The organism is Sorangium sp. So ce834, assembly GCF_051521425.1.
Classification (GTDB): Bacteria; Myxococcota_A; Polyangia; order Polyangiales; family Polyangiaceae; genus Sorangium; species Sorangium cellulosum_D.
Genome location: NZ_CP150351.1, coordinates 10,118,896 through 10,145,196, shown reverse-complemented (window position 1 = coordinate 10,145,196; position 26,301 = coordinate 10,118,896). Strand labels below are relative to the sequence as shown.

Genomic DNA, 26,301 nt, shown 5'->3' with positions numbered 1-26,301 from the left:
AGGCGACGGTCGGTCACGGCGAGCGCCCCAAGCCCGGGGCTTGGCCCTTGGGCCCGCGTTGGGCCCATGCCTCCCGAGGCGGTGCGATCCGTCGTCATGCTCTCCCCAAATCCCCGGGGAGGCGACGGATCGCGACGGTTCGCCCCCGCGGAATCGTCCCGCCAGGATTTCTCCGGCAGCGAGAAGGGACCACGACAACGGCGTGATCGGCGCGCACACCCTCGACGCGGCAGAGGGCCAGCGCATCCGCATCCTCAAGGTGTGCGGCTGCAACGCCATCCGCAGCGCCCACAACCCTGTCGCGGGCGTCATCGCGGCGCGGCCAGCGCTTCCCGGGGCGCCTCGCGGCTCAGGCACGGCGCCTCGCTCCGCGCACGCGGGCCCGTCGGCCCAGGCCATCCCTTCCTTGGGATCGCGCGCTCGGCATTCCGGAGCTTCCAGCGGGAGCCCGAGCCGCGCGAGGACCTCCCTCACCGCCGCTGGCCCGGTCACAGCACCTGAAAGACGCATCTTGCCGCCACAGCCAGTATAGGAGAGCTCGTCATCTTGAGGTGTCGCGCCACGCGGGCCCGGTTGCGCATGTGCGCGGGATTCATCGTGCTGATCGTCACCGGTGCGGCGCCGGGCGCATCGGTGCGGCACTCTGGGAAGGGCTTGGCGCAGCCGCTTCGGCACCACGATCCGCCGGATCACCGCGGTCGCGCCGGATGGCGGGAACGCCCCGGTCATCAAGCCGATGTACTCGACCATCTCGGCATGGAACGCGGACGAGTCGAGGCTCATCCTCTTCTCGGTCGCAGCCGGCGAGCACCAGCTCTGCGACGGCAAGACGTACCGGCTCATCAAGGCGCTCGACATCTCGCCGGCGGACATCGAGCAAGTGTACTGGCACACATCTCATCCCGACATCCTGTTCTATGTTGACGGCAAGGACCTCATCCGTTATCACGTCGGCGCCGGGACGAAGGAGGTCGTGACGACGTTTGACTTCTGCTCGGGCGACGCGAGCGCGGGCAGCGCCCCGCTGTTCATGTCGTGGGATTCGAACCGCATCGGCCTTACGTGCGACGAACAGGTGTTCATCTATGATATCGGTCAGAATACGGTGCTCGCGAGGAAGGAGCTCGACGAGAACCCCGCCCAGGTCGCGCCGAGCGGGACGCTCGCGTTCCTGACCGCACAGCGTGCCCAGCCCCAGCGGCACGCGCGCCGTGTTTGGGAGCGACTGGGGCAACGGTGATACCGTCGACACCTACGTGATCGAGCTACCCAGCTACAAGCCGTGATGACGGGCCGCGAAGGGCCGCGCGGGGCACCGCTCGATGCCTCACCTCTGGACGACGCCCGAGGCGCCAGCGGGTAGACCCACGGGTGGAGACGGGCGTCACTGCCGAGCTCCTCGCCCAGCGCATGCTCGACACCGGCTTACCTGCTGACACCGGGCGCCTTGTTTCATGCGCGCCGCCAACCCTGCACGCTCATGCGGAGCAGTCCCGCCAACACCCAGAGCGCTGCTTTCTGGAGAGTGTTCGAGCAGAGGGGGACATGCGGTCGCCCACCCGGCGCCTTGCCGTAACGCAGAAGGAGCAAAAGATCCGGTCTCAAGAATGGCCTGCCCGGGACCGCGCCGCCGCGTGGCACGGTCAACAAGAACAACCAAGGATAGGGATGGAAGCATGCATAATCCAGGCGATGTGATCGGCACCTACGGCAAGAGCCGTTCGCTTCTTTTTGCGGGATGGTTTCTGGCAGCGCTGTTCGCCGGTGCGGGCGCCCTGGTGCTGTCCCTGGTACCAGGGCCGGGCAGCACGGTGCGGTTCGATGGGGATGTGTCGGTGCTGTATCGCGCTGGCTATGGGGCGATCGCTCTGGGCGTCGTGATCGCGCTGGGCACGTGGTGGGTCGTGGGCGCGCAGCCCGTGTTCGTGCTGCGCCAGAACGCGATCCAGGTCCGGGAGCAGAAAGGCACCCGGACCGACTTCTACGCCGACATCGAGGATCTCTACACGTTTTACTTCGGCGGTATCGGCTACCGGGCGACACCACAGGCGCCGTGGGTCTTCATTGGAGCACGCACCTCGCGCTACGCCGAGCTGAGCCAGACGTTGCGGATGCGCCATGTAGAGCAGCGCGGGGAGCGGCTCTACCACCAGCTTCAGGCCGGTGGATCGGTCAGCTTCCGGGCTCTGCCCGACAGCGTGGCGTTGTCCAAAACCCTGTTCGCCTCCCGCGACATGGACCACCCGATGCGGATGATCGAACTCACGCGCGGCCACCTCACGATCGAGGGGAAGTCCATCGCGATCGAACGCATTGCCGACGTCGCATCCAATCTCTGGGCAGAGCGGTCGCAGATTCTGGATGTGGATGGCAGGGTGCTCCACGCCATGCACTCGAATGCCGTGATGTCGTTCGACGTGCTGGTGACGCTGATCGCCCGCTTGCAGCAGGACGCCGCCTCTGCAGCCCGCGTCTGAGAGCGCGCATGGACAACGCACGCGCCGGAGGGGCCGGCGCGTGCGCGGTCAACCGAGGGGGTCGGGGCCCTGCAGGGCTGGGCCGCTCAAGAACTCCCCAAGCCCGGGGCTCAATCGTCGGGCCCGGGTTGGGCCTATGGCGGGTGGAGCTAGGCTGCAGCGGAGGCCGCTTTGTCCCGGGGCCGCGGCCCCCGGGGCGCGCCGGCGCCCTGCGGCTTCGTCGCCGCGGCGCCCGCGGGCGGGGCGGCGACGGCGCGGACGAGCGCGGCGGCGATGGCCGCGGTCATCCGCGCGGTCGGCAGCCGCGGCGTGAACGCGAGCACGCGCTCGCCGGGGCGCCGCCCGCGCGAGGACCGGCCGCTCTTCGCGAGCCCCTCGACGGCGCGCTCGCACGGCGAGCCCGGGGCGACGCGCAGCAGGACCTCGGGCAGCCCGATGGGGCCGCCGGCGCCGGGCGCGTAGACGACGCCGACCTCGATCGCCACGAACCCAGGGAGCGCAGCGCGCGGCGAGAGGCCGAGCCGCAGCTCGTCGGCGTCGGGGCTGCCGTCCGGGATGCGGAGGCGGCCGACCACGCGGAGCTCCGACGCCCTGGCCGCGGCGCCGGCCGCCTTGGCCGCGGCGCCGGCCGCCTTGGCCGCCGCGCGCGCGGACCCCTTGGCCGCCGCGCCCTGCGCCGCGCTCGCGGGCGCCTTGGCCGCCGGGCGGGGCGCCTTGTGCGACCGCCGCACCCGCCGCGCGACGTCGCGCAGGAACGCGACCGGCCGCGCCGCCGGGTCGGCGGGGAGCTCGGCGAGGCGGCCAGTGCAGAAGATCGCGAGCAGCGCCGTCGCGTCGAGCGCGAGCAGGTGGGCGTGGTACGGCGAGGCGCCGGCCACGGCGTAGACCCCCGCGCCGAGCGCGGCGAGCAACGCGGCGAGCAGCGCCTTGCCGGCGCGCGTCGAGACGTCGAGGTAGACGCCGCGCACCCGCGGCGGCTCGCGAAAGGCCTCGGCCTCCGCGACGGGGAGCCACTTGCCGGGGCGGCGCAGGGCCGCGGCGGCGCGCTCCGGCCGGGGGGTGCGGTGCGCGGCGAGGGCGGTCGCCGCGGCCACGAGCGCGGCGCCGGCCGTGCCGTCGCGGAGCAGCAGCTCCAGGGCGACGCCCGCGACGAGCGCGAGCCCGGCGAGGGCGGCCCGCGGCGCGAGCGGGATCGGGACGAGGGGCCGCGGCAGGGCGCCCGCGGCGCGCGCGAGGCGCTCGTGCTCGCGCGCCTTGAGCGCGACGAGGGCGCTGTAGAGCGCGAAGAGGGCCGCGCCGGCGGCGAGGTAGAGGGTGCGGCTCCGGTCGGGGCTCGCGGCCGCGGCGTCCGAGAGCCGCCCGAGGGCGTCGGCGCTGGGCGGCGCCGCGGCGGGCTCGGGCTGGAAGGCGCGCGCGTCGGCGCGGATCGCCCACCGGATCGGCTCGGCCTTCGGGGTGTACGGGCGGAGCAGCTCGAGCTCGTCCTTGTCGACCGAGCGGCGGAGCGTCGACAGCGTCGACGGCGCCGCGAGCGCGCCCTCGTCCGCCGCGTCGGCGGGCGCCTCGTCGACGCGCGGCTCGTCGGGCGCGGCCGGGATCGCGACGGTGAGCCGCGCCGAGTCGTAGCCGTCGTCCCAGAGGGGCCCGGTCCACGAGATGCGGGCGCTCGGGCCGTCCTGCCGGATGAGCCCCCGCTTCATGAGGTCCGTGCGGTAGCGGAAGAAGAGCACGAACACCCCGCGGCTCAGGCCCCTGCCGTCGAAGCGGGCCCGCAGCGCCGCCGGGCGGCGCGAGCCGTCCTCGCGCGGGCGGAGGTCGGGCGGCAGGAGCTCGAGCGCGACCGGCGTCGCGGACGCCAGGGAGCCCGCCTCCGCGGCCTTGAGGGGCGCGGCGTAGCTGCCCGGATCGAGCTCGGCGTCCGGGTCGACGCCCTGGATGTCGAGCGCGCGGAGCGGCCCGCCCGAGATCTTCAAGGTGACCTTGTGCTCGACCGTGGCGGCGCCGGCCCGGTCGATCGCGAGCCGCACGTCGTCTCCGGCGACGTGCACCTCGACCCACGCCCGCGCCGGGAGCGCGAACGCGATCGACACGAGCGCGGCAAGGAGCGGCAGCAGCAGCGCCGGCCCGGGGCGGCGGGCGATGCGGGAGGGCATGGTGCAGACGTCCCACGGCGCCGCGCGCGGGGCCAAGTTCTGGGGGCGGCGGCGCCCGCCGGCCCGCCTGCGCCCCCTCCCGCCGCGGCGCGGCCGCGCCGCCCTGCGGGGCCTGCCATCAGGGGGCGGCGGGCGCGATCAGAACGCGACGCCGAGCGAGAGTGAGCCGAGGAGCTTGATCTTCCCCGTCTTCTCGTAGAAGACGTACTGGTAGTTGCCCGCGGCGCCTGCGGCGACCGTCGCCGGAGGGGCGAGCGCGACGCCGAGCCCGAACCCGCCCGACATGGCGAACCCGCCGTCGCGGCCGAAGATGTTCGTGCTCCCGATGCTGAGGCCGAGGATGGCGCTGCTCACGTCGCGCTTGCCGGGGGTCACCCTGGGAGAAGGGGTGTAGACCGCCTCGAACGACTCGTAGCCGAGGCGCCCTTTCACCCAGAACCCCTTCAGCGGCTTGCCCTCCACGTAGACGCCGATGTCGGCCCCGAGCGCGAACCCGGTCGTGTCCAGCGTCGCGTCGTCGAGCGAGCCCCAGATCCAGGACGGCGCGAGGCCGACGGTGAGCGGTCCGAGGATGGCGACCTCGCCCTCGAAGGTCATCCGGCCGAACAGGAGGTCCAGGGCGTTGTAGCGGACCGACCAGCGGCAGCAGGTCGCCTCGGGCGGCATCGGGGGCGGCGGCGGTCCGGCCGGCAAGGCGTATCCCTGACCGTAGCCGGGCGGCTGCTGAGGATAGCCCTGCTGAGGATAGCCCTGCTGAGGATAGCCCTGCTGGGGATAACCCTGCTGCGGATACCCTTGTTGCTGAGGGTAGCCTTGCTGGGGATAGCCCTGCTGGGGATAGCCCTGCTGGGGATAACCTTGCTGCTGCGGGTAGCCTTGCTGGGGATAACCTTGCTGCTGCGGGTAGCCTTGCTGGGGATAGCCCTGCTGGGGATACCCCTGCTGCGGATACCCTTGTTGCTGAGGATAACCCTGCTGCTGGGGATAGCCTTGCTGCTGAGGATACCCGGCCTGCGGCTGGGCAGCTCCGCCGGGCTGTCCCTGTCCCGGCGGGAGCGGCGGAGCGGGCTCTTGCGCTGCCGTCGCGGGGGCGAGGAGGAGCGCGCCGAGGCCGAGCAGGACGCCGCAGGCGGCCGAGCGGGGAGCCCTCGCCGAGGAGGGCGCGCGCGCCGGGCCCCGACCCGTGGTGAAAGCGCAATCCATATGGCCGTGGACTCTACCGAATCCCGAGCAGGCCGGCTACACGCGCGCCGCGGACCGTCGCTGCGCTCGCGCGCGCGATCGCCTGCCTGTAGTCTCCGCCCCCGATGCCGCCGGTCCCCGATCTCGTCACCGCCGCCACTCCCGCGCCCGGAAACCTCCCCTCCGGCGGACCCGCGGCCGCGCCTGCGGCCGATCCGGGCGCGGCGCGCGGCGCCGAGACACCCCCGGCAGAGCTCGATCGCGCGCTGTCCGAGCTGGGCGACGCGGCCCTCGGCTTCGCGCGCATGCCGCCCCGCGAGAAGGCCTCGCTGCTCCGCGCGCTGCTCCCCGGCCTGCTCGCCGCCGCGCGCCCGCAGGTCGAGGCGTCGTGCGCCGCCGCGGGGCTCGACCCCGGCTCGGCGGCGGCCGGCGAGGCGTGGCTCGCGGGGCCGTGCGCGGCGCTCGCGCAGGTGCGCCTCCTCGCCGAGGCGCTCGAGGACATCGCCGCGCACGGGCGCCCGCGGCTCCGCCGCGGGGCGGTGCGCGCCCGGCCGGACGGCCGCGTCGAGGTGGACGTGTTCCCTGCGGGCCTGAAGGACGCCGCGCTCCACGGGCCCCTCCGCGCGCGCGCCCTGATGCAGCCCGGCGCGACGCCCGCCGGCGTCCTGGAAGCGCAGGCGCCGTTCTACCGGCAGCGCGACCCCGAGGGCGGCGTCGCGCTGGTGCTCGGCGCGGGCGGCGCCGCGAGCGTCCCCCTCCGCGACGCGCTCCACAAGCTCTTCGTCGACGGGCGCGTCGTCGCGCTCGCGGCGAGCCCCGCGACCGCGCCCCTCGGCGCGCTCCTCGAGCGCGCCCTCGCGCCGCTCGTCGCGCGCGGGCTCCTCCGCTTCGTCCACGTCGGCGCCGACGCGGCCGCCTACCTCGCGGCCCACCCCGCCGTCGCGGAGGTCCACGTCACCGGCGCGGCGGCGGCGCACGACGCGCTCGTCTGGGGTCCGCCGGGCCCGCAGCAGGCGGGCCGGCGGGCGTCGGGGGAGCCGCTGCTCCACAAGCCCATCACCTCCGTGCTCGGCGGCGTTCGCCCCGTCCTCGTGATGCCGTGGCTCTACGGCAGGGACGAGCTCTGGTTCCAGGTGAGGCTCCTCGCGAGCCGCGTCGTGAGCAGCGCCTCGCTCGGCGACCCCGCGGCGCACGTCCTCGTGCTGCCCAGGGGCTTCGTGCAGCGGCCGCTGCTCTTCCGGATGCTCCACCGCGCGCTCGCCGCCGTGCCCCCGCGGCGCGCCGTCCATCCGGAGGCCGAGGCGCGGCACGCCGCGCTCACGGCCGGGCGCCCGCCCCTCGAGCGCGAGCGCCTCGAGGGCTCCGCCGACGTGCCGCTCCCGTCCGGGGTCGTGCGCATCGGCGAGCCCGGGCCGGGCGCGCCCCCGTGGACGCTGATCGCCGGGCTCTCCGCGTCGGATCCCGCCGAGCCGCTCTTCTCGATCGAGCCGCTCTGCGGCGTCCTCTCCATCGTCGAGGTCGGCTCGAGCGATCCCGTGGAGTTCCTGGAGGCGGCGGCTCGCTTCTGCAACGACCGGCTCCAGGGCACCCTGGGCGCGTCGATCGTCGCGCACCCGATCAGCGAGGAGGACCCCGCCGTCGGCGCCGCGCTCGACCGCGCCCTGCTCGAGCTCCGGTACGGCGTGATCGCGGTGAACCAGGCGCCCGCCGCCGCGCACGCGCTCGTCGCCCTGCCCTGGGGCGGCCACCCGAGCGCCACGCTCGCCGACATCCAGAGCGGGCTCGGCTTCGTGCACAACACGGCGATGCTCGCGCAGGTCGAGAAGACCATCCTGCGCGCGCCGCTCACCACCTTCGCGCGGCCGCTCAGCTCCTGCGATCACCGCCGCGCCCACGTCGTGGGCGAGCGGCTCGCGGCCTGCGCCGCCGACCCGCGGTGGGGCAACGTCGCGCGCGTCGCGGCGGCCGCGCTGCGCGGGTGAGCCGCGGGGCCGGCGCTCGGACAGCGCGCGGGCGGACAAAGCAGCGGCGCCCACCGGGCTCCAGCCGAGCTCCTGGTGGGCGCCGCCTGTCGCGCCCTCGTGGGGCGCTCTCGTCACATCATCCCGAAGGCGCCGCGATCAGGAGGGCAGCGACGAGCGGAACTCCTTCACCTTCTCCACGATGTCGCGCAGCGCGTTCCGCGAGGTCTCCGAGACGTCCTCGGCCAGCTTCTCGGCGTCGAGGAGCGTCGGCTCCAGCTTGCTCCAGGCGTCCTTCGCCTCCATGCCGGCGAGGTGCAGCCTGACCCGGATCTCGTCGCGCAGGGTCTGGAGCGACTCCAGGCTCTTGGTCAGATCGCTCTTCAGCTCGGACGTGATGTTGCTCATTCTTGTCCTCCCGTATCTACGAGGTGTTGGTAGCCCCGGCGTCGATGCATCGGCCGCGCCAGTCGGCGCGCTTCGACGCGGCGCGCGACGCGCGCGCGTCCAGACCGGAGCCGAGCCCATCCATCCCGCGAGCAACCGCCGCGCGGCCCCCTCCTCGTATGTGGCGAAATTGCGCGTCGACGTGCGTTTTTGCCTCGCCGATGCGCGAACGCGCGAGCGAGCTCCTCAGACGAGCGCCTTGTGGGCGAAGACGATCCCGTCGTGATCGGCATAGACGAATCCGCCGGGAACATAGGTGATCCCGGCGAACGTCACGGGGACGTCGCGGTCCCCCGCGCCCTTCTTGTTGCTCTTTCGCGGGTGCGTCGCGAGCGCCTTCACGCCGATCGGGATGCGGCCGATCGCCTCCGCGTCGCGGACGCAGCCGTACACGACCAGCCCGGCCCAGCCGTTCTGGTGGCCGATCGCGGCGAGGTTATCCCCGAGGAGCGCGCAGCGGAGCGAGCCGCCGCCGTCCACGACGAGCACCCGCCCCTGGCCCGGCTCTTCGAGCGCCTTGCGGACGAGCACGTTGTCCTCGTGGACCTTCACCGTGGCGATGGGCCCGTGGAACAGGCGAGCTCCGCCGTAATCCCGGAAGATCGGATCGGCGACGGCGACGGCGTCCGGGTGGTCGTCGCAGAGATCCGTGGTGCGAACCGTGGTGTTTGAGCTCATGTCGACTCCTTGGCAGCAGCGCCGTCGTCCTTGCCCGCCCCCGCGCCGGCGAACGCCGCCGCGTCGATCCCGTGGCGGGCGAGCCAGCGGCGCAGCTGGTTCCGGTGCATCCCGAGCGAGCGGGCCGCGCGCGTGACGTTCCCCTGCTCGCGCCGCAGCGCCATCTCGATGGCGATCCGACGCAGCTCCACCGCCGGCGGCGTGCGCCTCGCGACCTCCGTGATGTCGAGGCCCGCGGAGGGCGCGAGGTCCGACGCCTCCACCACGGCGCGCCCGGCCGCGTGCGCCGCGAGGCCCGCCTGCCGCACCTCGCGCAGCAGCTCCCGCACGTTGCCCGGCCACGCGCGCAGCGCGCACGACTCCACGAGCCCGAGGCTCGGCGCGAGCCGCGCGCCGCCGCGCCGGAGCTCCGCCGCGATCAGCCAGGGCAGCTCCTCGATCCGCTCCGCCAGCGCCGGGATCCGCACCTCGGGCCGGCCGATCCGGTAATAGAGGTCCTCCCGGAAGCGGCGCGCCGCGACCTCGGCCTGGAGATCCCGCAGGGTGGCCGCGCAGAGCCGGAACTCCACCTTGCGCGGGCGCGTGTCGCCGAGCGCGGTCACCTCGCGCGTCTCGAGGACGCGGAGCAGCTTGGGTTGAACCGACGCGTCGAGCTCCGCGATCTCGTCGAGGAACAGCGTGCCGCCGTGCGCGGCCTGGACGTAGCCCTCCGCGTCGGCGGTCGCGTCCGAGTACGCCCCGCGCCGCGCCCCGAACAGCAGCCGCTCCGCGAGGCCCTCCGGGATCGCGGCGCAGTTCACGGCGACGAAGGGGCCGCCCCGCCCCGTCGCCGCGTGGAAGGCGCGCGCCGCGAGCTCTTTGCCCGAGCCGCTCGGCCCGGTGAGCAGCAGCGTCTCGCCGCGCGTCCCCGCGCGCGCGATCAGCTCGCGGGTCTGCCTCAGCGTGGGGCCGATCACCCCGTCCTCGTGCTCCAGGACGCCGCCCCGCTGGAACGGCGCGACATCCGGGGCGAAGCGCAGCAGCGTGCCCCCGATCCGGATCAGCCGCGGGAGCGTCGGGAAGACCCGATCCTCGACCTGCTTGCCGTCGACGAAGGTGCCGTTCCTGCTGTCGAGATCGGTGATCTGCAGGCCCTGGCCCGAGAGCGCGACGCGGGCGTGCCGGCGCGACACCTGATCGTCGTCGATGGCCACCGTGTCGCCCGCCGGCGCACGGCCGAGCACGACCGCGCCGTCCCCGAGCGGGATCGGCGCGCACGCAGGCTGCCCGCGGGTGAAGATGACGACGAGGCCCGGCGTCGCCGACGCCGCGGACGCCGCCTGTGCGTCGGACGCCCTGATCGTCGACTGATCCGCTCCCACACGGTACGCATACATGATCCAAGGGCGGCCCTGAAGGACCCGAGGATCAGAGCGCAGTGTGGATGGAAAATTGGCTTTGGTGGATGCCTGTCCGGATCCTCGCCGCGAGCGCGTCGCGGGTGGGGCGGTCAGTACCGCGGCACCGAGGGGTCGACCTCGCGCGACCACGCGTCGATGCCGCCCTGGAGGTTGTAGACGTTCCTGAAACCCTTCGCGAGGTAGTGCTCGGCGGCCGCCTGGCTGCGCCCGCCGTGGTGGCAGTGGAAGACGATCCGCGCGTCCTTGGCGAGCGCCTCCAGGCGCTGCTGCCCTTCCTGGTCGAGGCGGCGCGCGCCCTCGATCCTCGCGATGTTGCGCTCCTGGTCGGTGCGGACGTCGAAGAGCTCGAGCGCCTCGCCGCCGTCGAGCATCGCCTTGAGTGCGGCGGGCGAGAGCTGCTTGACCTTCGGCGGATCGTTGGGGCTCTCCAGCTTGAAGCCGCCGCCGGAGGGGCCTTCGACGAAGTCGATCGACAGCCCCTCGGCGCGCCGCGCGCTCGCGCGGTCGAGCAGGAACACCACCCCGCCGGCCTCGGCCTCGACGTCGCCGGCCTGCCGCGGGCCGAAGTAGAGGCCGTAGTTGAAGGAGGGGTCGATCTCGATGTGAACGAAGTCGGCGTCGGACTCCCGCGCGGCCGCGAACGCGGCGAGGGCGGCCTGGGTCACGCGGATGGCGGGCGGCGCCTGCGGCGCGCCCTGCGCGAGCCCGAGCGCCTTCACGAGCTCCCCGGTCGCGTGCAGCTCCTTCACGATGTCGCAGCCGCCGATGAACTCGCCGCGGATGTAGAGCTGCGGGATCGTGGGCCAGCTCGAGAACTCCTTGATGCCGTCGCGCAGCGCGGGGTCCGAGAGGACGTCCACCGTCTGGTAGGTGGGCAGGTGCTCGTCGAGGATGCTCACCACCTGGGCGGAGAAGCCGCACTGGGGCATGGTCCGCGTCCCCTTCATGAACAGGACGACGTCGTTCTCGCGGATGATGGTGGCGATCCTGGCCCGCATGGGCTCGCTGAGGCTCATGTGCTTGCTCTCCGTCCGCGGCCGTGGCGGGGCAGTCCATCCCCGCGCGCGTCCGCGGGCCTCTCGCTAGCATGGGCCCTGCACGGCAGCGAGGCCCTGCCGGCGGCGTCGACCGCGCGCTCAGCGGCCGAGCAGGAGCCCCACGACCGCCGCGATCGCGGCGAGGGCCGCGAGGACGGCCGGCGCGCCGAGCTGCGCGCCGAGCGCGCGCAGGCCGCCGCCGTCCGGCGCCGCGGCGCGCGCGAGCGCGTCCGACGGGGGCGGCCCGACGCGGAGCACGCCGGGCGACGCCGCGCTGCCCTCGCGGATCTCGATGAGGAGCTGGTCGAGCGGGGCGTGCTCGCCGAAGGGGCGCACCAGGCGGAGCGTCGCGCCGGCGGTGAGATCGGGCGGGAGCCGGAGCCGCAGCGTCCTCGCGGCGGCCTCGGCCGGGGCGCGGTGGGCGCCGCTCCGGGCGCAGCTGTCGCAGCCGCCGCCGTCGCAGCGGGCGCAGGTGACGCGGGCGGGTACGGCGATCTCGATGTCCGCGCGGTCGCGCGCCCACGCCGCCGGGACGGCGATCGCGAGGCGGCCCCGCGCGCCGTCCGAGGCGTCGAGCCCTTCGCGATCGATCAGCTGCCCGAGCTCGGCTCTGCCCATGACACGTGTGTGCCGCAGCCGGGCCCCGGCGCCAAGCGCCCGCGGCGGACGGAGCCGGCCGCGCAGCGCTCACCCGTGCGCGGGGCGCCCCTCGCCGCGGCGCGCCCCGCGCCGCCCGCGCGGCTCTCGCTCGTCGGATCGGCGGTGATCCTGCCGGGGATCCTGCTGAGCTCGGGCGCCGTGTACGCGTGGGATTGCGTGCCGAGGCACGGGCAGATCTACGGGGGAGGGTAGGGCGGGGGAGCGTGCGGAGGCGGTCGGCGCCTCCGCCGCGCCGCCCGCGCGGGGCGGCGGCAGCGGAAGGCGCGGCGCGCGGGTCAGTCCCCGAGGTCGACGACCTCGAGCCCGTGGTGCCCGAGCGAGCAGAGGGCGCGGTCGCCGTCGAGCGTCACCCGGTTGATGTACGAGGAGAGCTCGCCCTTGGTCTCGTAGGTCAGCGCGTCGAGGTCGGAGGCGTCGATGACGGCGAGCGAGGGCGGGCTGTAGCTGGAGAGGAGGAGGCGCGTCCCGTCGGCGAAGAGCGGCGAGCTGTTGCTCAGCTCCGCGAACGGCTTCCTCACGAGCTCGATGCTGCCTTCCTCGAGCCCGCTGGCCACGAGCATCCTGTACGGCGCCTGGCCGTTCTCCACCACGTAGTTCACGTAGGTGAGCATGAACACGCGGTCGTCGCCCACGGACACCTGCCAGATGCCGGCGTCGTCGTCGATCGGGTGCTCGTCGCGGAGGCGCGCGGTCTTGCTGCCGACGTCGAGGAGCTTGATCGCGCGGCTCATCCCTCTGCAGACGCCGGGGCCCTCCCAGTCGTTCGGGCTGGTCGGCTCGAAGTCGACGTTCTGCGCGAACGCCCTGTAGCAGGCCTCGGCGCTCGGCACCTCGAGCTCGAACGGCTCGTAATCGACCGTGAGCGCGCGGCCGAGCGCGCCGTCGAAGGCGAGCAGCGACCCGGGCACGTTGACCGGCGTCCGCACGACCGGCGAGGACGGGTCGGACACGTCGATGCGGTCGAGGTAGAAGCGCGCCTTGGAGGGGTCCTCGGGCAGCGGCACCCAGCGCGAGGTCAGCACGGTGGTGCCGTCGATCTGAAGGCCCGTGTGGCCGGCGCCGGCGGGCAGCGCCACCGAGCGGTGCACCGGGTTCGACGGATCGGAGAGGTCGAGGACCTCGAGCGACGGCTCGTCGGACGCAGGCGTCTCGCCGCCGACGCCGTCGTAGTAATAGTAGGGGTCGTAGTTGGTGTTGCGGAGCACGAGGGTGCTCCCGACCTGCACCACCGCGTCGCCCGTCGGGACGACGGCGCCGTAGTAGTACCCGTAGGCGTAGAGCGCGCTGCCGCTGAACGGCAGGACGCGCTGGCTCGCGATCCGGGGAGATTCGGGGTCCCTGAGATCGATGACGGCGAGGTGCGCCTTGGTCGTCCCGCCCGTGTACGAGGGCCAGAGCAGGTAGGCGTATTGCCCGTGCGCGAAGAGGCGCGCGTCGGCGACGCCGTATCCGTAGCAGTCCCCCTCCGAGCCGGTGGTCAGCGCCGCGAGGTCGAGCTTCCCGATCGGCTCGGTGCGGCCCGGATCCGCGGCCGGCGCGATCTCGAGCTGCGGGCTGCTGGTCCACCAGTCCGCGCTCATGCGGACCACGAGATCGCCGGTGACGACCGCGTTGCTGACGACGGTCGTGAGGGTGAGGTCGGCGACCCCGACCGGGGCGTCGCGGTTGTCGATGTTGAACGTCCCGACCTCCTGATCCGAGACGGCGAAGAGCCGCTCGTCGTGGACGAAGGCGCGCCGCGCCTGGCCGCGCGCGGGGGCGGAGCCGCGCTTCGTCAGCGTGTCGGCCGTGAAGTCGATGAGCTGGATGCCGCTCTTGTACGTGCCGCAACCAATGTCGCCGTTCTGCTCCCAGCCGCTGTAGGGCACGAGGATCGTGCCGAGGTCGTCCAGGATGGTGAAGGCCTTGTGGATCCGGTCCTGGTCCTCGGCGAAGCTCCCCCACGAGCCGCCGAAGTGGACGCGCTCCAGCATCGTGGGGGCGGTGAGATCCGAGACGTCGAAGAGCGAGACGTGGAGCGAGCCCTCGGTGGAGGCGTTGTCGAACCCGAGGGCGAGCACGCGGTCGCCGCGCGGTTCCATGTGGTAGACCCAGCCGGGCATCTCGAGCTCGCCGAGCTGGGCGGGGTGCTCCGGGTCGCTGAGATCGATGGTGAACAGCGGGTCGGTCTGCTCCGCCGTGATGGCGTAGGCGCGGTCGCCGTCGAAGCGGACGGAGCGCAGCGACTCGGGCTTGGGCAGGCGGAGCTCGGTGTAGCCGAGGGGGGTGAGCTCCTGCGAGGACGCGACGGCGAAGGTCTGGACGCCGGGCTGCGCCGCGTTGTTCCACCAGAGGCCGGGCTGGCTGACGACGCGGAGGACGCCCTCGTGCTCATCCATCTGCCAGCGGCTCTGGATCTGGCCGGCGGCCTCGACGGTCGTGCCCTCCACGAGGTCGCCGCTCGGGTCGGAGATGTCGATGACCTGGATGGTGGAGTGCCCCTCGTCGGTGCCGTCCCACTCGATGCCGGAGACATACATGCGGTCCTGGGTGACGGTCACGCTGCGGCGCCACCCGTAGCCATAGGGGTCGTTGTCGCTGAAGCTCAGTTTGTCGACCACCCCGATCGCCTCGGGGTCGCCGACGGCCAGGGAGGTGACGGTGGTGTTCGGCGACCTCCCGCACCCCCAGCAATAGTTGTTCTCCAGGGTGACGGCATAGAGCACGTCGCCGACGATGCGCGAGTCGGAGATCGTGCCCGGCAGGTTGAACGAGCCGATCAGGCGGATGTCCGCCGGGTCGGAGACGTCGAGCGCCTCGATGCGGCTCGACTCCGTGTAGGTGTACTCGCCGGTGTCGTCGTCGTAGAGGTACTGCGTCCACGACGAGAACATCGCGTAGACGATGCCGTCGCGCAGGTACATCTCGAAGGGCATCCCGCTCGCCTGGTAGCGCCCGAGGAGCTTCAGCCGGTCGCGCCGCGAGATATCGATGACGCTGAGCCCCGCGTACTGCGAGAGCGCGTAGAGCTTGCCGTCCTTGACCTGGATGATGTCGGCCTCGGTGATCGCGCGCTCCGGGTCCTCGTCGCCCCCTCCTTCGTCCGGCCCCGCGGCGCCGCCACCGGCGCCCGTGCCTGCGGCGTTGGCGCTGCCGCCGTCGTCCTCCCCTCTGCCGTCGTTCCCGTTCGGATTGCCAGAGATGAAGTCGGTCGGAGCGTCGTCGGGCGGATTCCCCGTCGAGCCCCCCACCACGCAGCCGGCGAGTCCGGCCGATGCCGCTGTCGCCGCGACGACGAGCCAGCCGGCGTAAGTTCTAGACAGGAAGGTCATCGTTCACCTCGTTCACGAAGACACAGGGCGTCATGGCCGCGCCGGTGCGTGCTGCGCTGTCCGCGTCCCGTGCCGGCGCACAAGCAAGCGGCAGGCCAGGCAGGAGTCCGCGGAAATGCCCGGCTTTCGCCGGGGCGTGCTCGGTCTGTGCCAGAGTGTGCAGCCCCGCTGGCGGCCGCGGCAGGCGCCCGCCCGCAAGGCGTGCGCTTCGTCGCCGCCGGTGCGCCTCCTTCCGGCTGAGCTCTCATGAGCTGGAGGGCGGCTCGCCTCTTGCAGAGTGCAACAGCGAACAGCGAGAAAGCGGCTCGTCTCGGCGGGAGGTCGCGTTCACGCTTCGAGGACACGCCGGCGCGGGCCCGTGAAGCGACCGGCGAACCCTGGCGCCTGCGGCTGCCGGATGGCACGGTCGAACCCTTGATAGGAGGCTTAACGATGGATCTGTTCAGCAAGCGTCATCGGCTCGTGGTTGGAATGCTCGTGCTCTTCGTCCCCCTGCTCACCGGCGCCAAGGGCAAGGGCTGTCAGAGCCCGGGCGACGGCGGGCCTGGGGGCGGCGGGTCTGCGGGCGGCGAGCCTGGGGACTGCAGGCCGGCGGGCTGCAGCGGACAGATCTGCGCCGATGCCGATGACGAAGTGGTCACCACGTGCGAGTGGCGCGAGGAGTACGCGTGTTACGCGGAGCACGGCGTGTGCGAGCGGGGCGCGTCGGGCGAGTGCGGCTGGCGACCGACGCCGGAGCTCGAGGCGTGCCTCGGGGGCGGCGAGCCTGCCCCGTGCGTGGTGACCGGGTGCAGCGGGCAGGTCTGCGCCGACGCCGACGACGAAGTGGTCACCACGTGCGAGTGGCGCGAGGAGTACGCGTGTTACGCGGAGCACGGCGTGTGCGAGCGGGGCGCGTCGGGCGAGTGCGGCTGGCGACCGACGCCGGAGCTCGAGGCGTGCCTCGGGGGCGGCGAGCCTGCCCCGTGCGTGGTGACCGGGTGCAGCGGGCAGGTCTGCGCCGATGCCGACGACGAAGTGGTCACCACGTGCGAGTGGCGCGAGGAGTACGCGTGTTACGCGGAGCACGGCGTGTGCGAGCGGGGCACGTCGGGCGAGTGCGGCTGGCGACCGACGCCGGAGCTCGAGGCGTGCCTCGGGGGCGGCGAGCCTGCCCCGTGCGTGGTGACCGGGTGCAGCAATCAGATCTGCGCGGACGAGGACGTGGCCACGGACTGCGTGTGGCTCGAGGAGTACGCGTGTTTCGCGGAGCACGGCGTGTGCGAGCGGGGCGCGTCGGGCGAGTGCGGCTGGCGACCGACGCCGGAGCTCGAGGCGTGCATCGAGGCGGCGACCGGCAACTGAACGCCGGTCGGCGGGCGCTGCATCCCGAACAGCGGTGACGCGTGCGCCACGGACGCGGACTGCGCCGTCGGCGGCTGCGGCGGGGAGCTCTGCTACAACCCCGCCGTGAGCGACGGGGCCTCGACGTGCGACTGCTCCAGCCCGGGGCTGGCGTGCGGGTGCGTGGACGGCGTCTGCACCTTCTGGAACTGAGGTCGCCCCCGAACGCGTGCTGCAGGCCATCGAGGCTTGAAGGCAGCGGCCGGCGGGCGAGCGAGACAGCGCTGAGGATCGGCCGAGCGCCGCCGCGAACGCGCGCTCGGGAGCCGCTCCAGTCTCCGTTTCCCCTGATGTGGTCGTAATGACGACGATGAGCGTGATGCTGCCCTGTGAGAGGACAGCTCGGGGGTCCACTGTCGTCCAGCGTCTTTCACCCACCAAAATGTCGGCGAGAGCGATTTTTCGTGTCCTAGTAAAAATGCGGCGGGTGTACCGTTCATCGTGAAGGAAAGTGCGCGCTCCTGTTCCGGGGGAGCGACCGCCAGCGGGTTCCGCTGGATCCAAGCCGGTGCTCTCAGAGGCAATATGGCGCTGCTCGACAACATCCGCCGTCTCAGCGAAAACGTCCGCAGAAGACAACCTCACACCCGGGGAGAGCAAGCGACCAAGAACGCGCTCATCCTCCCCTTCCTCGACGCGCTCGGGTACGACATCTTCGACCCGACCGAAGTCCACCCCGAGTACATCGCCGACTTCGCCAAGAAGCGCCCGAGCGGTCCGTCGGAGAAGGTGGATTACGCAATCTACCTGAACGGCATGCCGATCATGTTCTTCGAGTGCAAGTCGGCGGACTCCGAGCCGAACCTGCACAATGGCCAGCTCCAGCGCTATTTCAACGCAACGCCGTCGGTGAAGGTCGCCGTCGTGACGAACGGCGTGCGGTATCTTTTCTTCACCGATCTCGAAGAGCCCAACATCATGGATGGTAAAGCCTTCTTCGAGTTCGATGTCCTCGGTTTCTCCGAGCGCGACGTCGAGACGCTCGAGGCATTTTCAAAGGCCTTCTTCGACGCCGCCCTCGTGCGGCAGCGCGCCGAGGACATCATCTATACCGGCAAGGTGACGAGCTATGTTAATGAGCTCCTGCGGAACCCATCGGAGTCGTTTACCCGCTTTCTCTTGAACGAGATCAACATCACGACCGGAAAGCTCACGGCCAAGAGGGTCGAGAAGTTCGTGCCCATCGTGAAGAAGGCGATCCAGTCGACGCTCCTTGAGATGGCGACCCGCTCGATCAAGCAGGAGACCTACGAGCCCGCGCCGCAGGTGGCCGTCACGCCGGCGGCGTCTCCGCCGGCACCGCCGCGCGCTCCGGCGGAGTCGCAGCCTGAATTCGCCAAAGGTATCGTGACCACCGCCGAGGAGCTCGAAGCCTACGATATCATCCAGCGTATCTGTGCCGACTCGGCGGTGAAGGACAAACCTCAGGTCCAGTACCTCGACTCAGTGAACTACTTCGGCCTGAACATCGGTAACCGAAAGAAGTGGTTCATGCGCCTCTTCTTCGACGGGCGTCGCAAGGCGGTGGTGACGCGCCTCGCCGTCGAGCGCGCCTCGCCGCTCGTCCCCGGCTTCGAGATCGAGCCTGCCCCCGAGAACGTCGGCAAGAGCCGTGTGTACATCTCGGGCCTGAAGGACCTCGAGCGCCTCCGGCCGCTCGTGCTCCTCGCCTACGAGGAAGAGATCAGACGCGCCGAGGCGAGCGGCGGCGATGACGATGACGCGCCGGCGCCCGCGGCCGAGGCGCTCCGGCACTGAGCCCGTACCTTCGCAGGTCGCGTTAATGCCTCTCCGCGCAGTCGCGGGCTCCCGCCGGAGCCGCGCCGCTGCGCAGGCCCGCCGCGCGACGGCACTGCTCCGGGGAAAACCTACTCCCCCACGAGCCGCAGCCCCACCGGCAGCCCCTCTCCGAAGAACGCCGCGCGCTCGGCCTCCTCGACGGCCACCACTTCGCGCACGGCCCTCACCCACGCCTCGGGCGCGCCCGCCTTCACGAGCCGCCGCTCCACCTCGCCGCGGATCCGGTCCGACACGTCGCGCGCCCGGTCGCCGGTCCGGCGCGCGAGCTGCACCGCGGCCGGCGCGGCCGACGGCAGCTCCTGCCACTTCTCGCGCAGCAGGTGATCGAGCCACCGCTCGGCCGCCGCCGGCGACACCACGTGGTGCACGCTCGCGTAGGCCGGCACCCGCGCCCCGATGCGGCCGATCGCCGCCCAGAGCCGCGCGTCGCGATCGGTCCAGGTGCGCTCCAGGATCCAGGCGCCGAACTCGCTCCGCCGGCCGGCCGGCACGCGCTCGAGCGACGCGCAGAGCTCGAGCAGATCGTCGAGCGCCTCCGGCTTCACCCCCTTCGGCTTCTTCAGCCGCTGCTCGGCCGGCGCCAGGAACGGATCCGCGAGATCCCGGATCGCGACCTGCACCGGCTCGTCGAGGCCGCCCGAGATGCGGCGCCACGCGATCCAGAACTGCTGCCACGAGCGCGCCTCCTGCGGGAACGCGAGCCGCTCGGCGAAGAGCGGCGCGATCGCGGCGACCCGCGCCGGATCGCCCGCGTCGCCGAAGCCGGGGCGCAGGCAGTAGCCGGCGAGCGACCAGAACAGGCGCTCGTGATCGGCCGAGCGCCGCCGCGAGCGCGCGCTCGGGGCGAGCGTGTCGAACAGCGCCCGCGCCGTCTCCGTCGTCCAGGTGGCGCGCTCCCCGAGCACGCGCTCGAGCTCGCGGACGAGGTTCTTCACCTCCCGCGGCGCGACGTCGGGCCGCCCCTTGCCGAACACCCGCTCGATCGCCTCCCGCGCCTCGTCGAGGCGCCTCCCGCCCGGCGCCGCCCCCGCGGGAGCCCTCGCCTGCGCCCGCTCCGGCAGGCCGCCGTGCGCCCCCTCCGGCGGGCCGCCCGGCGCGCCCCCCTCCGCCGCCGCGGCGCGCGCGCCGCGGCCGTCCTCGCGCAGCTGGAACGCCAGCCGGAAGCGGCGCGGCGCCGGGACCCCCACCTCGACGCAGGCGAGGTCCAGGGTGCCGATCGCGGTGAGCTCCCCCTCGATCTGGACGCGCACCTCCGCCTGCTTGCCAGCCGCGGCGCGCGCCGCGTCCCCGGCGTCGAACGCCACGGCGACCGGCGGCAGGGCCTCGAACCGGTCGTCCTCGAGCGGGACGAGGTCGCCGGCGCGATCGGCGCGCGCGTCGTCCGACGCGAACAGGTCGAACCGGACCGGGCGGCCCACGACGAGCGCGAACGTCCGCCCGGCCGCCGCGTGCACGCTGCCCTCCTTCGCGCCGCGCGGCACCACGCACACCGCGGGCCGCGGCCCGCCGCCGGCGGGCGGCTCCAGGCCGACGTAGTAGCCGCGCGCCGCGCCGCCCTCGATGCGCACGCCGCGGCCGGCGAGCGCGAGGCCGTAGGCGACCGCGCCCCGCGCCACCGCGAGATCGGGATCGGCGTGCGGGAGCACGTCGAGCCGCGGCCCCCCCCACGGCCCCCCCCAGCGCTCGATGACCTGCGCGAGGCGCTCCGCGACGCGGCGCGCGCGGAAGACGCCGCCGTTCAGGAGCAGCGCGGTCGGCCCTCGCGCCTCGGGGGCGTGGCGCGCGAAGAACCAGGCCACGTGCCGGGTGATCGCCACGTCGCGCTCGTAGGGCAGGCCGAACGCGACGAGCCCGCTCCGGCCGCGCTGCGGCCGGGCGTCGCGCGGCGCCTCCGGGAAGAAGCCGTCGAGCACGATCGCCTCGACCTCCTCGCGGCGGAGGCGCGTCGTCAGCGCGCCGCCCACGAGCCGCGCGCCGTGCGAGAGCACGGTGACCGGCGCCTCGTCCGGCGGGGCGGGCGCGATGCCGCCGGCCGGAACGTTGCCACCGGCCGAGGCGCCTCCGCCGGTCGAGGCGCCGCCGCCGGCCGATGCGCCGCCGCCGAGCAGGCGCTCCTTGGCGGTGCGGCAGGCGAGCACGAGCTGCCCGAACCGCGCCGGGTCGAGCTTCTCGCCCGTGCCGCCGACGAGGCGCGGCTCGCAGAGGTGGGCGAGCGCGAGGTCCATGTTGTCGCCGCCGAGCAGGAGGTGGTGGCCGACGGCGACGCGCGAGACCTCGACCGGGCGGCCCTCCGCGGCGCCGGCGCCGCGGGCGACCCGGATGAGCGACAGATCGGTGGTGCCGCCGCCGACGTCGCAGACGAGGACCGTCGCGTCGCCGCCCGAGCGGGCGAGCAGCGCGTCGAGGCCCTCCGCGCCGGCGAGCCGCATGAAGTCGTAGAACGCGGCCTGCGGCTCCTCGAGGAGCCGCGCCGAGAGGCCGGCGCGGCGGGCCGCCTCGACGGTGAGCTCGCGCGCGACCTGATCGAACGAGGCCGGCACCGTGAGCACGACCTCCTGCGCCGCGAGCGGGCGATCCGGGAAGGCGTCGTCCCAGGTGCGGCGCACGTGGGCGAGGATGCGGGCGCTCGCGTCGAGCGGCGAGGCGCGCGGCAGGGAGGCCGCGTCCTCGGCCGCGCCCCAGGGCAGGACGGGCGCCGTCCGGTCGACGGCGGGGTGGCAGAGCCAGCTCTTCGCCGAGGCGATGAGCCGGCCGGGGACCTCGCCGCCGCGCCGGCGGGCGTGCTCGCCGATGGCGAAGGGCGCGTCGCCGAACGGGTCGGCCGGCGCCTCGCCGGGGAGGGGCGCGTAGAGCAGGGAGGGCAGCAGCGGGCGCGCCTCGACCTCGGTGGCGGTCACGAGCTGCGGGATGGGGAAGACGCGGATCGCGCCGGGCCCGGCGTCGCGCTCGGCCCAGGCCACGACGGTGTGGGTGGTGCCGAGGTCGATTCCGACGATCAGGCTCGGGGTCTTCGCGGGGGCGGACATGCGTGCGCGCAGCAACGATACTGGATCGCCGCGGCGCCTTCCGCAGCTCCGGCGCGCGTCCCCGCTGACGCGCGCCCGGGGGCAGGCGCGCGCCCGGGGCGCGGCCGCCCGCCGGCGGGCGGCGCCGGCGCTTGTTCCGGGCGAGGCCGGCGCTTGTTCTGGCCGTCGCCGGCGCTTCTTCCGGGCGATGCCCCGTGCTAGAGGCGCGAAATGCGAGCGAACCGAGCGATCTGGCTGGTGGTCATGGGTGTCCTTGCGGCGGGGTGCGGGTCGGCGAACGCCGAGATGTCGCTGGCGGCGAGCGCGACGCCGCCCCCACCTCCGCCTCCGCCGGCGCCGGTCCAGCCGGCGGCGCCTGCCGAGGCGGTCATCGAGGGGGATCGCATCAAGATCGCCCGGCCCATCTTCTACGACCTCGACAAGGACGAGATCCGGCCCGAGTCGTTCTCGGTCCTCGACGCGGTGGCGAACATCCTGAGGACGCACCCGGAGATCACCGCGCTGACGGTCGAGGGGCACACGGACAACCAGGGGACGGTGGAGCACAACATCAAGCTGTCCGAGCGCCGCGCGAACGCCGTGGTCCGCTACCTGGTCCAGCGCGGCGTCGCGACGCCGATGACGGCGCCGGGGTACGGCGCCGCCGCGCCGGTCTGCTTCACGAACGACGAGGGCTGCCGCGCCATGAACCGGCGCGTGGAGTTCCGTATCAAGACGAAGTGACCTCCGATCCACACCGTCGCTCACGCCTCCTGGCCGAGGCCCCCGTGCGCCTCGACAACAGGCCAGGTTAACCCGGGTCCTCCCTCGAAATCGACTGCTTTCCGCCGCCTCGCGCCGGGATTGCGAGGCTCGCCACGTTCGCCACGTCTGCCACGTTCGCCATGTTCGCCGCGCGTGCCGCCTGGTCGCGCCGGCCATGTAGGTTGCGTCGGTCGCTGCGGTCGCGTCGGTTGCGTCGGTTGCGTCGGTCGCCTTGGCCCCTCGGCCGAGCGGCGCGATGCGATGTCCTGTCGCCCCGTGAGGCGCACGGCGCGCGAGGGCGCCTGTCTCTCTGTGCGCCTGTGGGACAAGCGACTCCCAAAATCACTCGTGCTGCAAGTTTTTATTGAACGATGTGTCGCGATCGTGGTTAATACATCACGGGAATACGCGCGCTGAGTGCGACGCGCCGGTCCGAACAACTCATTGCATTGCGTGGTGGGTCATGGCGAGCATTCGTCGTCGTCCTGTGGGGATCGCTTGTCTCGTCCTTTCGTGTCTCGCGTGGCTCTCGCCGCGCGCTGCGGCTGCGCACCGCGTCGATCATCTCGATTGGGCGGAGCGCCTCGTCGACAACATCGATCCTGAGGACAACGAGTACAGCTCGACTCCTAGCTTCATCACCTGGGCAGGCGTCGCCGGCGCGCGGCGCTATACGAACCGGACCCAGTGCGCCACCTTCCTGACGCAGCTGCTGAAGCGGAGCTACGGCTGGACCGAGTCGTCGTTCGACGGCTGGCTGGGCAGCCGGAGCCCGAGCGCGGCCACCTATCACGACGCCATCGTCGAAGAGAACGGGTTCGACAGGATCCGCGACCTCCGGGACGCGCGCGCCGGCGACGTCATGGCCATCCGCTATCCCGAGAGCGAATCGGCGACGGGGCACGTCGCGATCCTCCGCCGGGCGCCGAGGGTGAGGCTCCCGGCGAGCCCGCTCGTCGCGGGCACGTTCCAGTACGAGGTGAGCGTGGTCGACTCGACGAACTTCCAACACGGCTCGTCCGACTCCAGGTACTCCTCGGGCGGCCGCTGGGCCTCCGGCGCAGGCTACGGCGTGATGCGCCTCTACACGAACGTGGCTGGCACCGTCGTCGGGCACACCTGGAGCACGGCCGCCGTCACGGCCTACTATCCGGCGGCGGTGCGCCAGGTGGCCATTGGCAGGCTGGTGCTCCCCGACGGGGGCCCGGCCGGACGATGACTGATTGTCCGGGCCAGCAGGCGCCTGGCGCCCGCCTCCTGATCCCCTCGAGAAGCGCTATGTAAAATTCTCTTCACGCTGTAATCTGGGGTTGTCTGCCGCACACGCGCGGTGCGCCGGAGCGCGCCGGAGCGCCGCGTTCCCGCCGGAAAACTGCCCCCGGACGCTCCCGCAGGCCCCGTTGACAACCGGAGCCGCTGGGGTCTAGAGTGGCGGCCCTCTGAGCTTGCTCGGAGGCCCCAAGCCCAACAATCATCGGCTTAACCAACCCGGGGGCAGCTCTGCCGCCGGGTTTTTTTCTGTCGCTGATGGGGAAGAAGCCCTCCGCTTTCGACCCAGCTTTCGACTCCACCGAATCCACGGAGACCGCGCGTCCATGAGCAATCAGTACGGCCACTTCGACGACGAGAGCCGCGAGTACGTCATCACCCGGCCCGACACGCCGCTGCCCTGGCTCAACTACCTGGGCTCGGACGAGATGTTCGGCCTCTGCACCAACACCGCGGGCGGCTACACGTTCTGGAAGGACGCCAAGCTGCGCCGGCTCACCCGGTATCGTTACAACAACGTACCCATGGATATCGGCGGGCGCTACCTCTACGTGAACGACGGCGGGGTGGTGTGGAACCCGATGTGGAAGCCGCTCAAGACGGCCCTCGATCGCTACGAGTGCCGCCACGGCCTGGGGTACACGAAGATCACGGGCGAGAAGAACGGCGTCGAGGTGGAGGTCCTCTTCTTCATCGTCCCCGGCGAGAACGTCGAGATCTGGCGCACCCGGGTCACCAACAAGAGCGGCTCGAAGAAGGACATCCAGCTCTTCTCCTTCCAGGAGTTCTGCTTCTTCGAGGCGCTCAACGACATGACGAACTACCAGCGCACCTACTCCATCGGCGAGGTGGAGATCGAGGGGAGCGCCATTTACCACAAGACCGAGTACCGCGAGCGCCGCTCGCATTACTCGCTCTTCGCCTGCACGCGGGCCATCGACGGGTTCGACACGAGCCGCGACGCGTTCTGCGGCAGCGTCCACAACGGCCTGCACGAGGCCCAGGTCCCGCTCCGGGGCAAGGCCACGAACTCGAAGGCGTTCGGCTGGAACCCGATCGGCAGCCACCAGGTGAGCCTCTCGCTCGCCCCCGGCGCGAGCGAGACCCTGAGCTTCGTGCTCTCGTACGTGGACCAGGGGGATCTGCCCAAGTTCAAGGCGCCCTTCGTCATCAACAAGCAGAAGGGCAAGGAGATCCTGGCCAAGTACTCGGCGCCCGGCGTCGTGGACGGGGCGTTCGCTCAGCTGAAGGAGGACTGGGCGGGGCTGCTCTCGAACTTCCAGGCCGACTGCCCGGACGAGCACGCGCGACGCATGCTCAACACCTGGAACCAGTACCAGTGCATGGCGACCTTCAACCTCTCGCGGTCGGCCAGCATGTACGAGACGGGCATCGGCCGGGGCATGGGCTTCCGCGACTCGAACCAGGATCTCCTGGGCTTCGTGCACCTCATCCCCGAGCGCGCCCGCCAGCGCATCCTCGACATCGCCGCCACGCAGCTGAGCGACGGCACCTGCTACCACCAGTACCAGCCGCTGACGAAGAAGGGGAACGCCGACATCGGCGGCGACTTCTACGACGATCACCTGTGGCTCATCCTCTCCACGTGCGCGTACATCAAGGAGACCGGCGACAGGGGCATCCTCAAGGCGGCGGTGGGCTACGCCGACAAGCCGGGCTCCAAGGAGGACCTCCTGCACCACCTGGAGACGTCCATCGCGTACACGATGAAGAAGCGCGGCCCGCACGGCCTGCCGCTGATCGGCCACGCGGACTGGAACGACTGCCTCAACCTGAACTGCTTCAGCACCGAGCCCAACGAGAGCTTCCAGACCGCGGGCGACGTGAAGGACTCGAAGGCCGAGTCGGTGATGATCGCCGGCCTCTTCCTCTACGCCAGCCGCGAGATGGCCGCCCTGTACGACTGGATGGGCCAGAAGTCCGACGCGGAGCGCATGCGCGGGCACTACGCGGAGATGCTGGCCGTGGTCGAGAAGGAGGCCTGGGACGGCGAGTGGTATCGCCGCGCCTACGACGCGGAGAGCCGGCCGGTCGGGAGCAAGGAGAACGAGGAGGGCAAGATCTTCATCGAGAGCCAGGGCTGGTGCGTGCTGGGCGGCGCCGGCGCGGACAACGGCCGCGCCAGGCAGGCGATGGAGAGCGTGCACAAGCACCTCTACACGAAGAACGGCATCGTGCTGCAGCAGCCCGCGTACTCGACCTACCACCTCGAGCTCGGGGAGGTCACCTCGTACCCGCCGGGCGTGAAGGAGAACGCCGGCATCTTCTGCCACAACAACACCTGGATCCACCTGGGCTGGTGTCTCCTGGGCGAGGGGGAGCGCGCGCTGGAGTACTATCTCTCCATCTGTCCTTCGGCCAAGGAGAGCCAGATCGAGACCTACCGGGCCGAGCCCTACGTCTATGCGCAGATGATCGCGGGCAAGGACGCCCCGGTCTTCGGTGAAGCGAAGAACGCCTGGCTCACCGGCACCGCGGCCTGGACCTTCGTGTCCGTCAGCCAGGGGATCCTCGGCGTGCAGCCCCAGTACGACGGGCTGAAGCTGGATCCCTGCGTGCCCAAGGCCTGGAAGAGCTTCTCCATCTCCCGCCGCTTCCGCGGCGCCACCTACGAGATCAGCGTCAAGAACTCGGGGGTGTGCAAGGGCGTGAAGAAGCTGACCGTCGACGGCAAGACGGTCGCGGGCAACGTCATCCCGCTGGCCCAGGCCGGGGCGACGGTGCGCGTCGAGGTCGAGATGGGCTGACGTTT

General features: G+C 72.3%; 18 protein-coding genes. 9 read left to right on the top strand and 9 right to left on the bottom strand.

Going from position 1 to position 26,301, the window contains the following annotated elements; translation table 11 throughout:
* Positions 1-613: 613 nt before the first annotated feature.
* Both WMF20_RS37350 and WMF20_RS37345 read left to right on the top strand, forming a co-directional pair.
* Positions 614-1,240 carry a hypothetical protein gene (locus WMF20_RS37350; protein ID WP_437606554.1) on the top strand — a complete coding sequence of 209 codons (627 nt, stop codon included), beginning with the start codon at positions 614-616 and terminating at the stop codon, positions 1,238-1,240.
* Positions 1,241-1,676: 436 nt separating this feature from the next.
* The gene (locus WMF20_RS37345) at positions 1,677-2,477 is read left to right on the top strand and encodes a hypothetical protein (protein WP_437606553.1); all 801 of its coding nucleotides are present in this window, start codon (positions 1,677-1,679) and stop codon (positions 2,475-2,477) included.
* 149 nt (positions 2,478-2,626) lie between these two features.
* Here the strand turns inward: WMF20_RS37345 and WMF20_RS37340 are convergent, their stop codons facing one another.
* Complete coding sequence (locus WMF20_RS37340; protein WP_437606552.1) at positions 2,627-4,630, bottom strand: hypothetical protein; 2,004 nt, start codon at positions 4,628-4,630, stop codon at positions 2,627-2,629.
* Positions 4,631-4,768: 138 nt separating this feature from the next.
* Positions 4,769-5,833 (bottom strand): hypothetical protein, encoded by a 1,065-nt coding sequence (locus WMF20_RS37335; protein ID WP_437606551.1) that lies wholly within the window; start codon positions 5,831-5,833, stop codon positions 4,769-4,771.
* 104 nt (positions 5,834-5,937) lie between these two features.
* Between WMF20_RS37335 and WMF20_RS37330 the strand changes: the two genes are divergently transcribed.
* On the top strand, positions 5,938-7,794 hold the full coding sequence (locus tag WMF20_RS37330; RefSeq protein WP_437606549.1) for a hypothetical protein: 1,857 nt from the start codon (positions 5,938-5,940) through the stop codon (positions 7,792-7,794).
* A gap of 138 nt (positions 7,795-7,932) precedes the next feature.
* Here WMF20_RS37330 and WMF20_RS37325 read toward each other — a convergent pair whose 3' ends face one another.
* The 5 genes from WMF20_RS37325 to WMF20_RS37305 form a co-directional block, all read right to left on the bottom strand.
* The gene (locus WMF20_RS37325) at positions 7,933-8,181 is read right to left on the bottom strand and encodes a hypothetical protein (RefSeq protein ID WP_129578743.1); all 249 of its coding nucleotides are present in this window, start codon (positions 8,179-8,181) and stop codon (positions 7,933-7,935) included.
* Positions 8,182-8,406: 225 nt separating this feature from the next.
* Positions 8,407-8,898, bottom strand: a complete 492-nt coding sequence (gene rraA, locus WMF20_RS37320) for a ribonuclease E activity regulator RraA (RefSeq protein WP_437606548.1) — start codon at positions 8,896-8,898, stop codon at positions 8,407-8,409.
* Entirely contained in the window at positions 8,895-10,259 is a 1,365-nt protein-coding gene (locus WMF20_RS37315) for a sigma 54-interacting transcriptional regulator (RefSeq protein WP_437606547.1), read from the bottom strand. The genes rraA and WMF20_RS37315 overlap by 4 nt, the downstream gene beginning before the upstream one ends.
* Positions 10,260-10,387: 128 nt before the next feature.
* Complete coding sequence (gene grxD / locus WMF20_RS37310) at positions 10,388-11,314, bottom strand: Grx4 family monothiol glutaredoxin (RefSeq protein ID WP_437606545.1); 927 nt, start codon at positions 11,312-11,314, stop codon at positions 10,388-10,390.
* A gap of 120 nt (positions 11,315-11,434) precedes the next feature.
* Positions 11,435-11,953 (bottom strand): hypothetical protein, encoded by a 519-nt coding sequence (locus WMF20_RS37305; RefSeq protein WP_437606543.1) that lies wholly within the window; start codon positions 11,951-11,953, stop codon positions 11,435-11,437.
* A 75-nt stretch (positions 11,954-12,028) separates the two neighbouring features.
* Here WMF20_RS37305 and WMF20_RS37300 point away from each other — a divergent pair, with 75 nt between their 5' ends.
* Positions 12,029-12,187 carry a hypothetical protein gene (locus tag WMF20_RS37300; RefSeq protein WP_437606541.1) on the top strand — a complete coding sequence of 53 codons (159 nt, stop codon included), beginning with the start codon at positions 12,029-12,031 and terminating at the stop codon, positions 12,185-12,187.
* Between the two features lie 83 nt (positions 12,188-12,270).
* Here WMF20_RS37300 and WMF20_RS37295 read toward each other — a convergent pair whose 3' ends face one another.
* Positions 12,271-15,306, bottom strand: a complete 3,036-nt coding sequence (locus WMF20_RS37295) for a beta-propeller domain-containing protein (protein WP_437606539.1) — start codon at positions 15,304-15,306, stop codon at positions 12,271-12,273.
* 432 nt (positions 15,307-15,738) lie between these two features.
* On the opposite strand from WMF20_RS37295, the gene WMF20_RS37290 reads away from it, so the two are divergent.
* Together WMF20_RS37290 and WMF20_RS37285 are read left to right on the top strand one after the other, a co-directional pair.
* Positions 15,739-16,650, top strand: a complete 912-nt coding sequence (locus WMF20_RS37290) for a hypothetical protein (protein WP_437606537.1) — start codon at positions 15,739-15,741, stop codon at positions 16,648-16,650.
* Positions 16,651-17,214: 564 nt separating this feature from the next.
* A complete protein-coding gene (locus WMF20_RS37285) occupies positions 17,215-18,447 on the top strand; it encodes a type I restriction endonuclease (RefSeq protein WP_437606536.1) in 1,233 nt (410 codons plus the stop codon).
* A gap of 110 nt (positions 18,448-18,557) precedes the next feature.
* Here WMF20_RS37285 and WMF20_RS37280 read toward each other — a convergent pair whose 3' ends face one another.
* On the bottom strand, positions 18,558-21,515 hold the full coding sequence (locus tag WMF20_RS37280) for an Hsp70 family protein (protein WP_437606535.1): 2,958 nt from the start codon (positions 21,513-21,515) through the stop codon (positions 18,558-18,560).
* A 210-nt stretch (positions 21,516-21,725) separates the two neighbouring features.
* On the opposite strand from WMF20_RS37280, the gene WMF20_RS37275 reads away from it, so the two are divergent.
* The 3 genes from WMF20_RS37275 (at position 21,726) to WMF20_RS37265 (ending at position 26,296) form a co-directional block, all read left to right on the top strand.
* A complete protein-coding gene (locus WMF20_RS37275) occupies positions 21,726-22,238 on the top strand; it encodes an OmpA family protein (RefSeq protein ID WP_020739526.1) in 513 nt (170 codons plus the stop codon).
* Between the two features lie 508 nt (positions 22,239-22,746).
* On the top strand, positions 22,747-23,478 hold the full coding sequence (locus tag WMF20_RS37270; RefSeq protein WP_437606533.1) for a hypothetical protein: 732 nt from the start codon (positions 22,747-22,749) through the stop codon (positions 23,476-23,478).
* Between the two features lie 376 nt (positions 23,479-23,854).
* Positions 23,855-26,296 (top strand): GH36-type glycosyl hydrolase domain-containing protein, encoded by a 2,442-nt coding sequence (locus WMF20_RS37265; RefSeq protein ID WP_437606531.1) that lies wholly within the window; start codon positions 23,855-23,857, stop codon positions 26,294-26,296.
* Positions 26,297-26,301: the final 5 nt, after the last annotated feature.

What these genes read in the sequence shown, in the direction of transcription:
- WMF20_RS37330 (WP_437606549.1), top strand. Translation starts at nt 5,938, where the DNA reads ATGCCGCCGGTCCCCGATCTCGTCACCGCCGCCACTCCCGCGCCCGGA.
- WMF20_RS37285 (WP_437606536.1), top strand. Translation starts at nt 17,215, where the DNA reads ATGGCGCTGCTCGACAACATCCGCCGTCTCAGCGAAAACGTCCGCAGA.
- WMF20_RS37280 (WP_437606535.1), bottom strand. Translation starts at nt 21,515, where the DNA reads ATGTCCGCCCCCGCGAAGACCCCGAGCCTGATCGTCGGAATCGACCTC.
- rraA (WP_437606548.1), bottom strand. Translation starts at nt 8,898, where the DNA reads ATGAGCTCAAACACCACGGTTCGCACCACGGATCTCTGCGACGACCAC.
- WMF20_RS37340 (WP_437606552.1), bottom strand. Translation starts at nt 4,630, where the DNA reads ATGCCCTCCCGCATCGCCCGCCGCCCCGGGCCGGCGCTGCTGCTGCCG.
- WMF20_RS37265 (WP_437606531.1), top strand. Translation starts at nt 23,855, where the DNA reads ATGAGCAATCAGTACGGCCACTTCGACGACGAGAGCCGCGAGTACGTC.
- WMF20_RS37275 (WP_020739526.1), top strand. Translation starts at nt 21,726, where the DNA reads ATGCGAGCGAACCGAGCGATCTGGCTGGTGGTCATGGGTGTCCTTGCG.
- WMF20_RS37325 (WP_129578743.1), bottom strand. Translation starts at nt 8,181, where the DNA reads ATGAGCAACATCACGTCCGAGCTGAAGAGCGATCTGACCAAGAGCCTG.
- grxD (WP_437606545.1), bottom strand. Translation starts at nt 11,314, where the DNA reads ATGAGCCTCAGCGAGCCCATGCGGGCCAGGATCGCCACCATCATCCGC.
- WMF20_RS37305 (WP_437606543.1), bottom strand. Translation starts at nt 11,953, where the DNA reads ATGGGCAGAGCCGAGCTCGGGCAGCTGATCGATCGCGAAGGGCTCGAC.
- WMF20_RS37295 (WP_437606539.1), bottom strand. Translation starts at nt 15,306, where the DNA reads ATGACCTTCCTGTCTAGAACTTACGCCGGCTGGCTCGTCGTCGCGGCG.
- WMF20_RS37335 (WP_437606551.1), bottom strand. Translation starts at nt 5,833, where the DNA reads ATGGATTGCGCTTTCACCACGGGTCGGGGCCCGGCGCGCGCGCCCTCC.
- WMF20_RS37290 (WP_437606537.1), top strand. Translation starts at nt 15,739, where the DNA reads ATGGATCTGTTCAGCAAGCGTCATCGGCTCGTGGTTGGAATGCTCGTG.
- WMF20_RS37345 (WP_437606553.1), top strand. Translation starts at nt 1,677, where the DNA reads ATGCATAATCCAGGCGATGTGATCGGCACCTACGGCAAGAGCCGTTCG.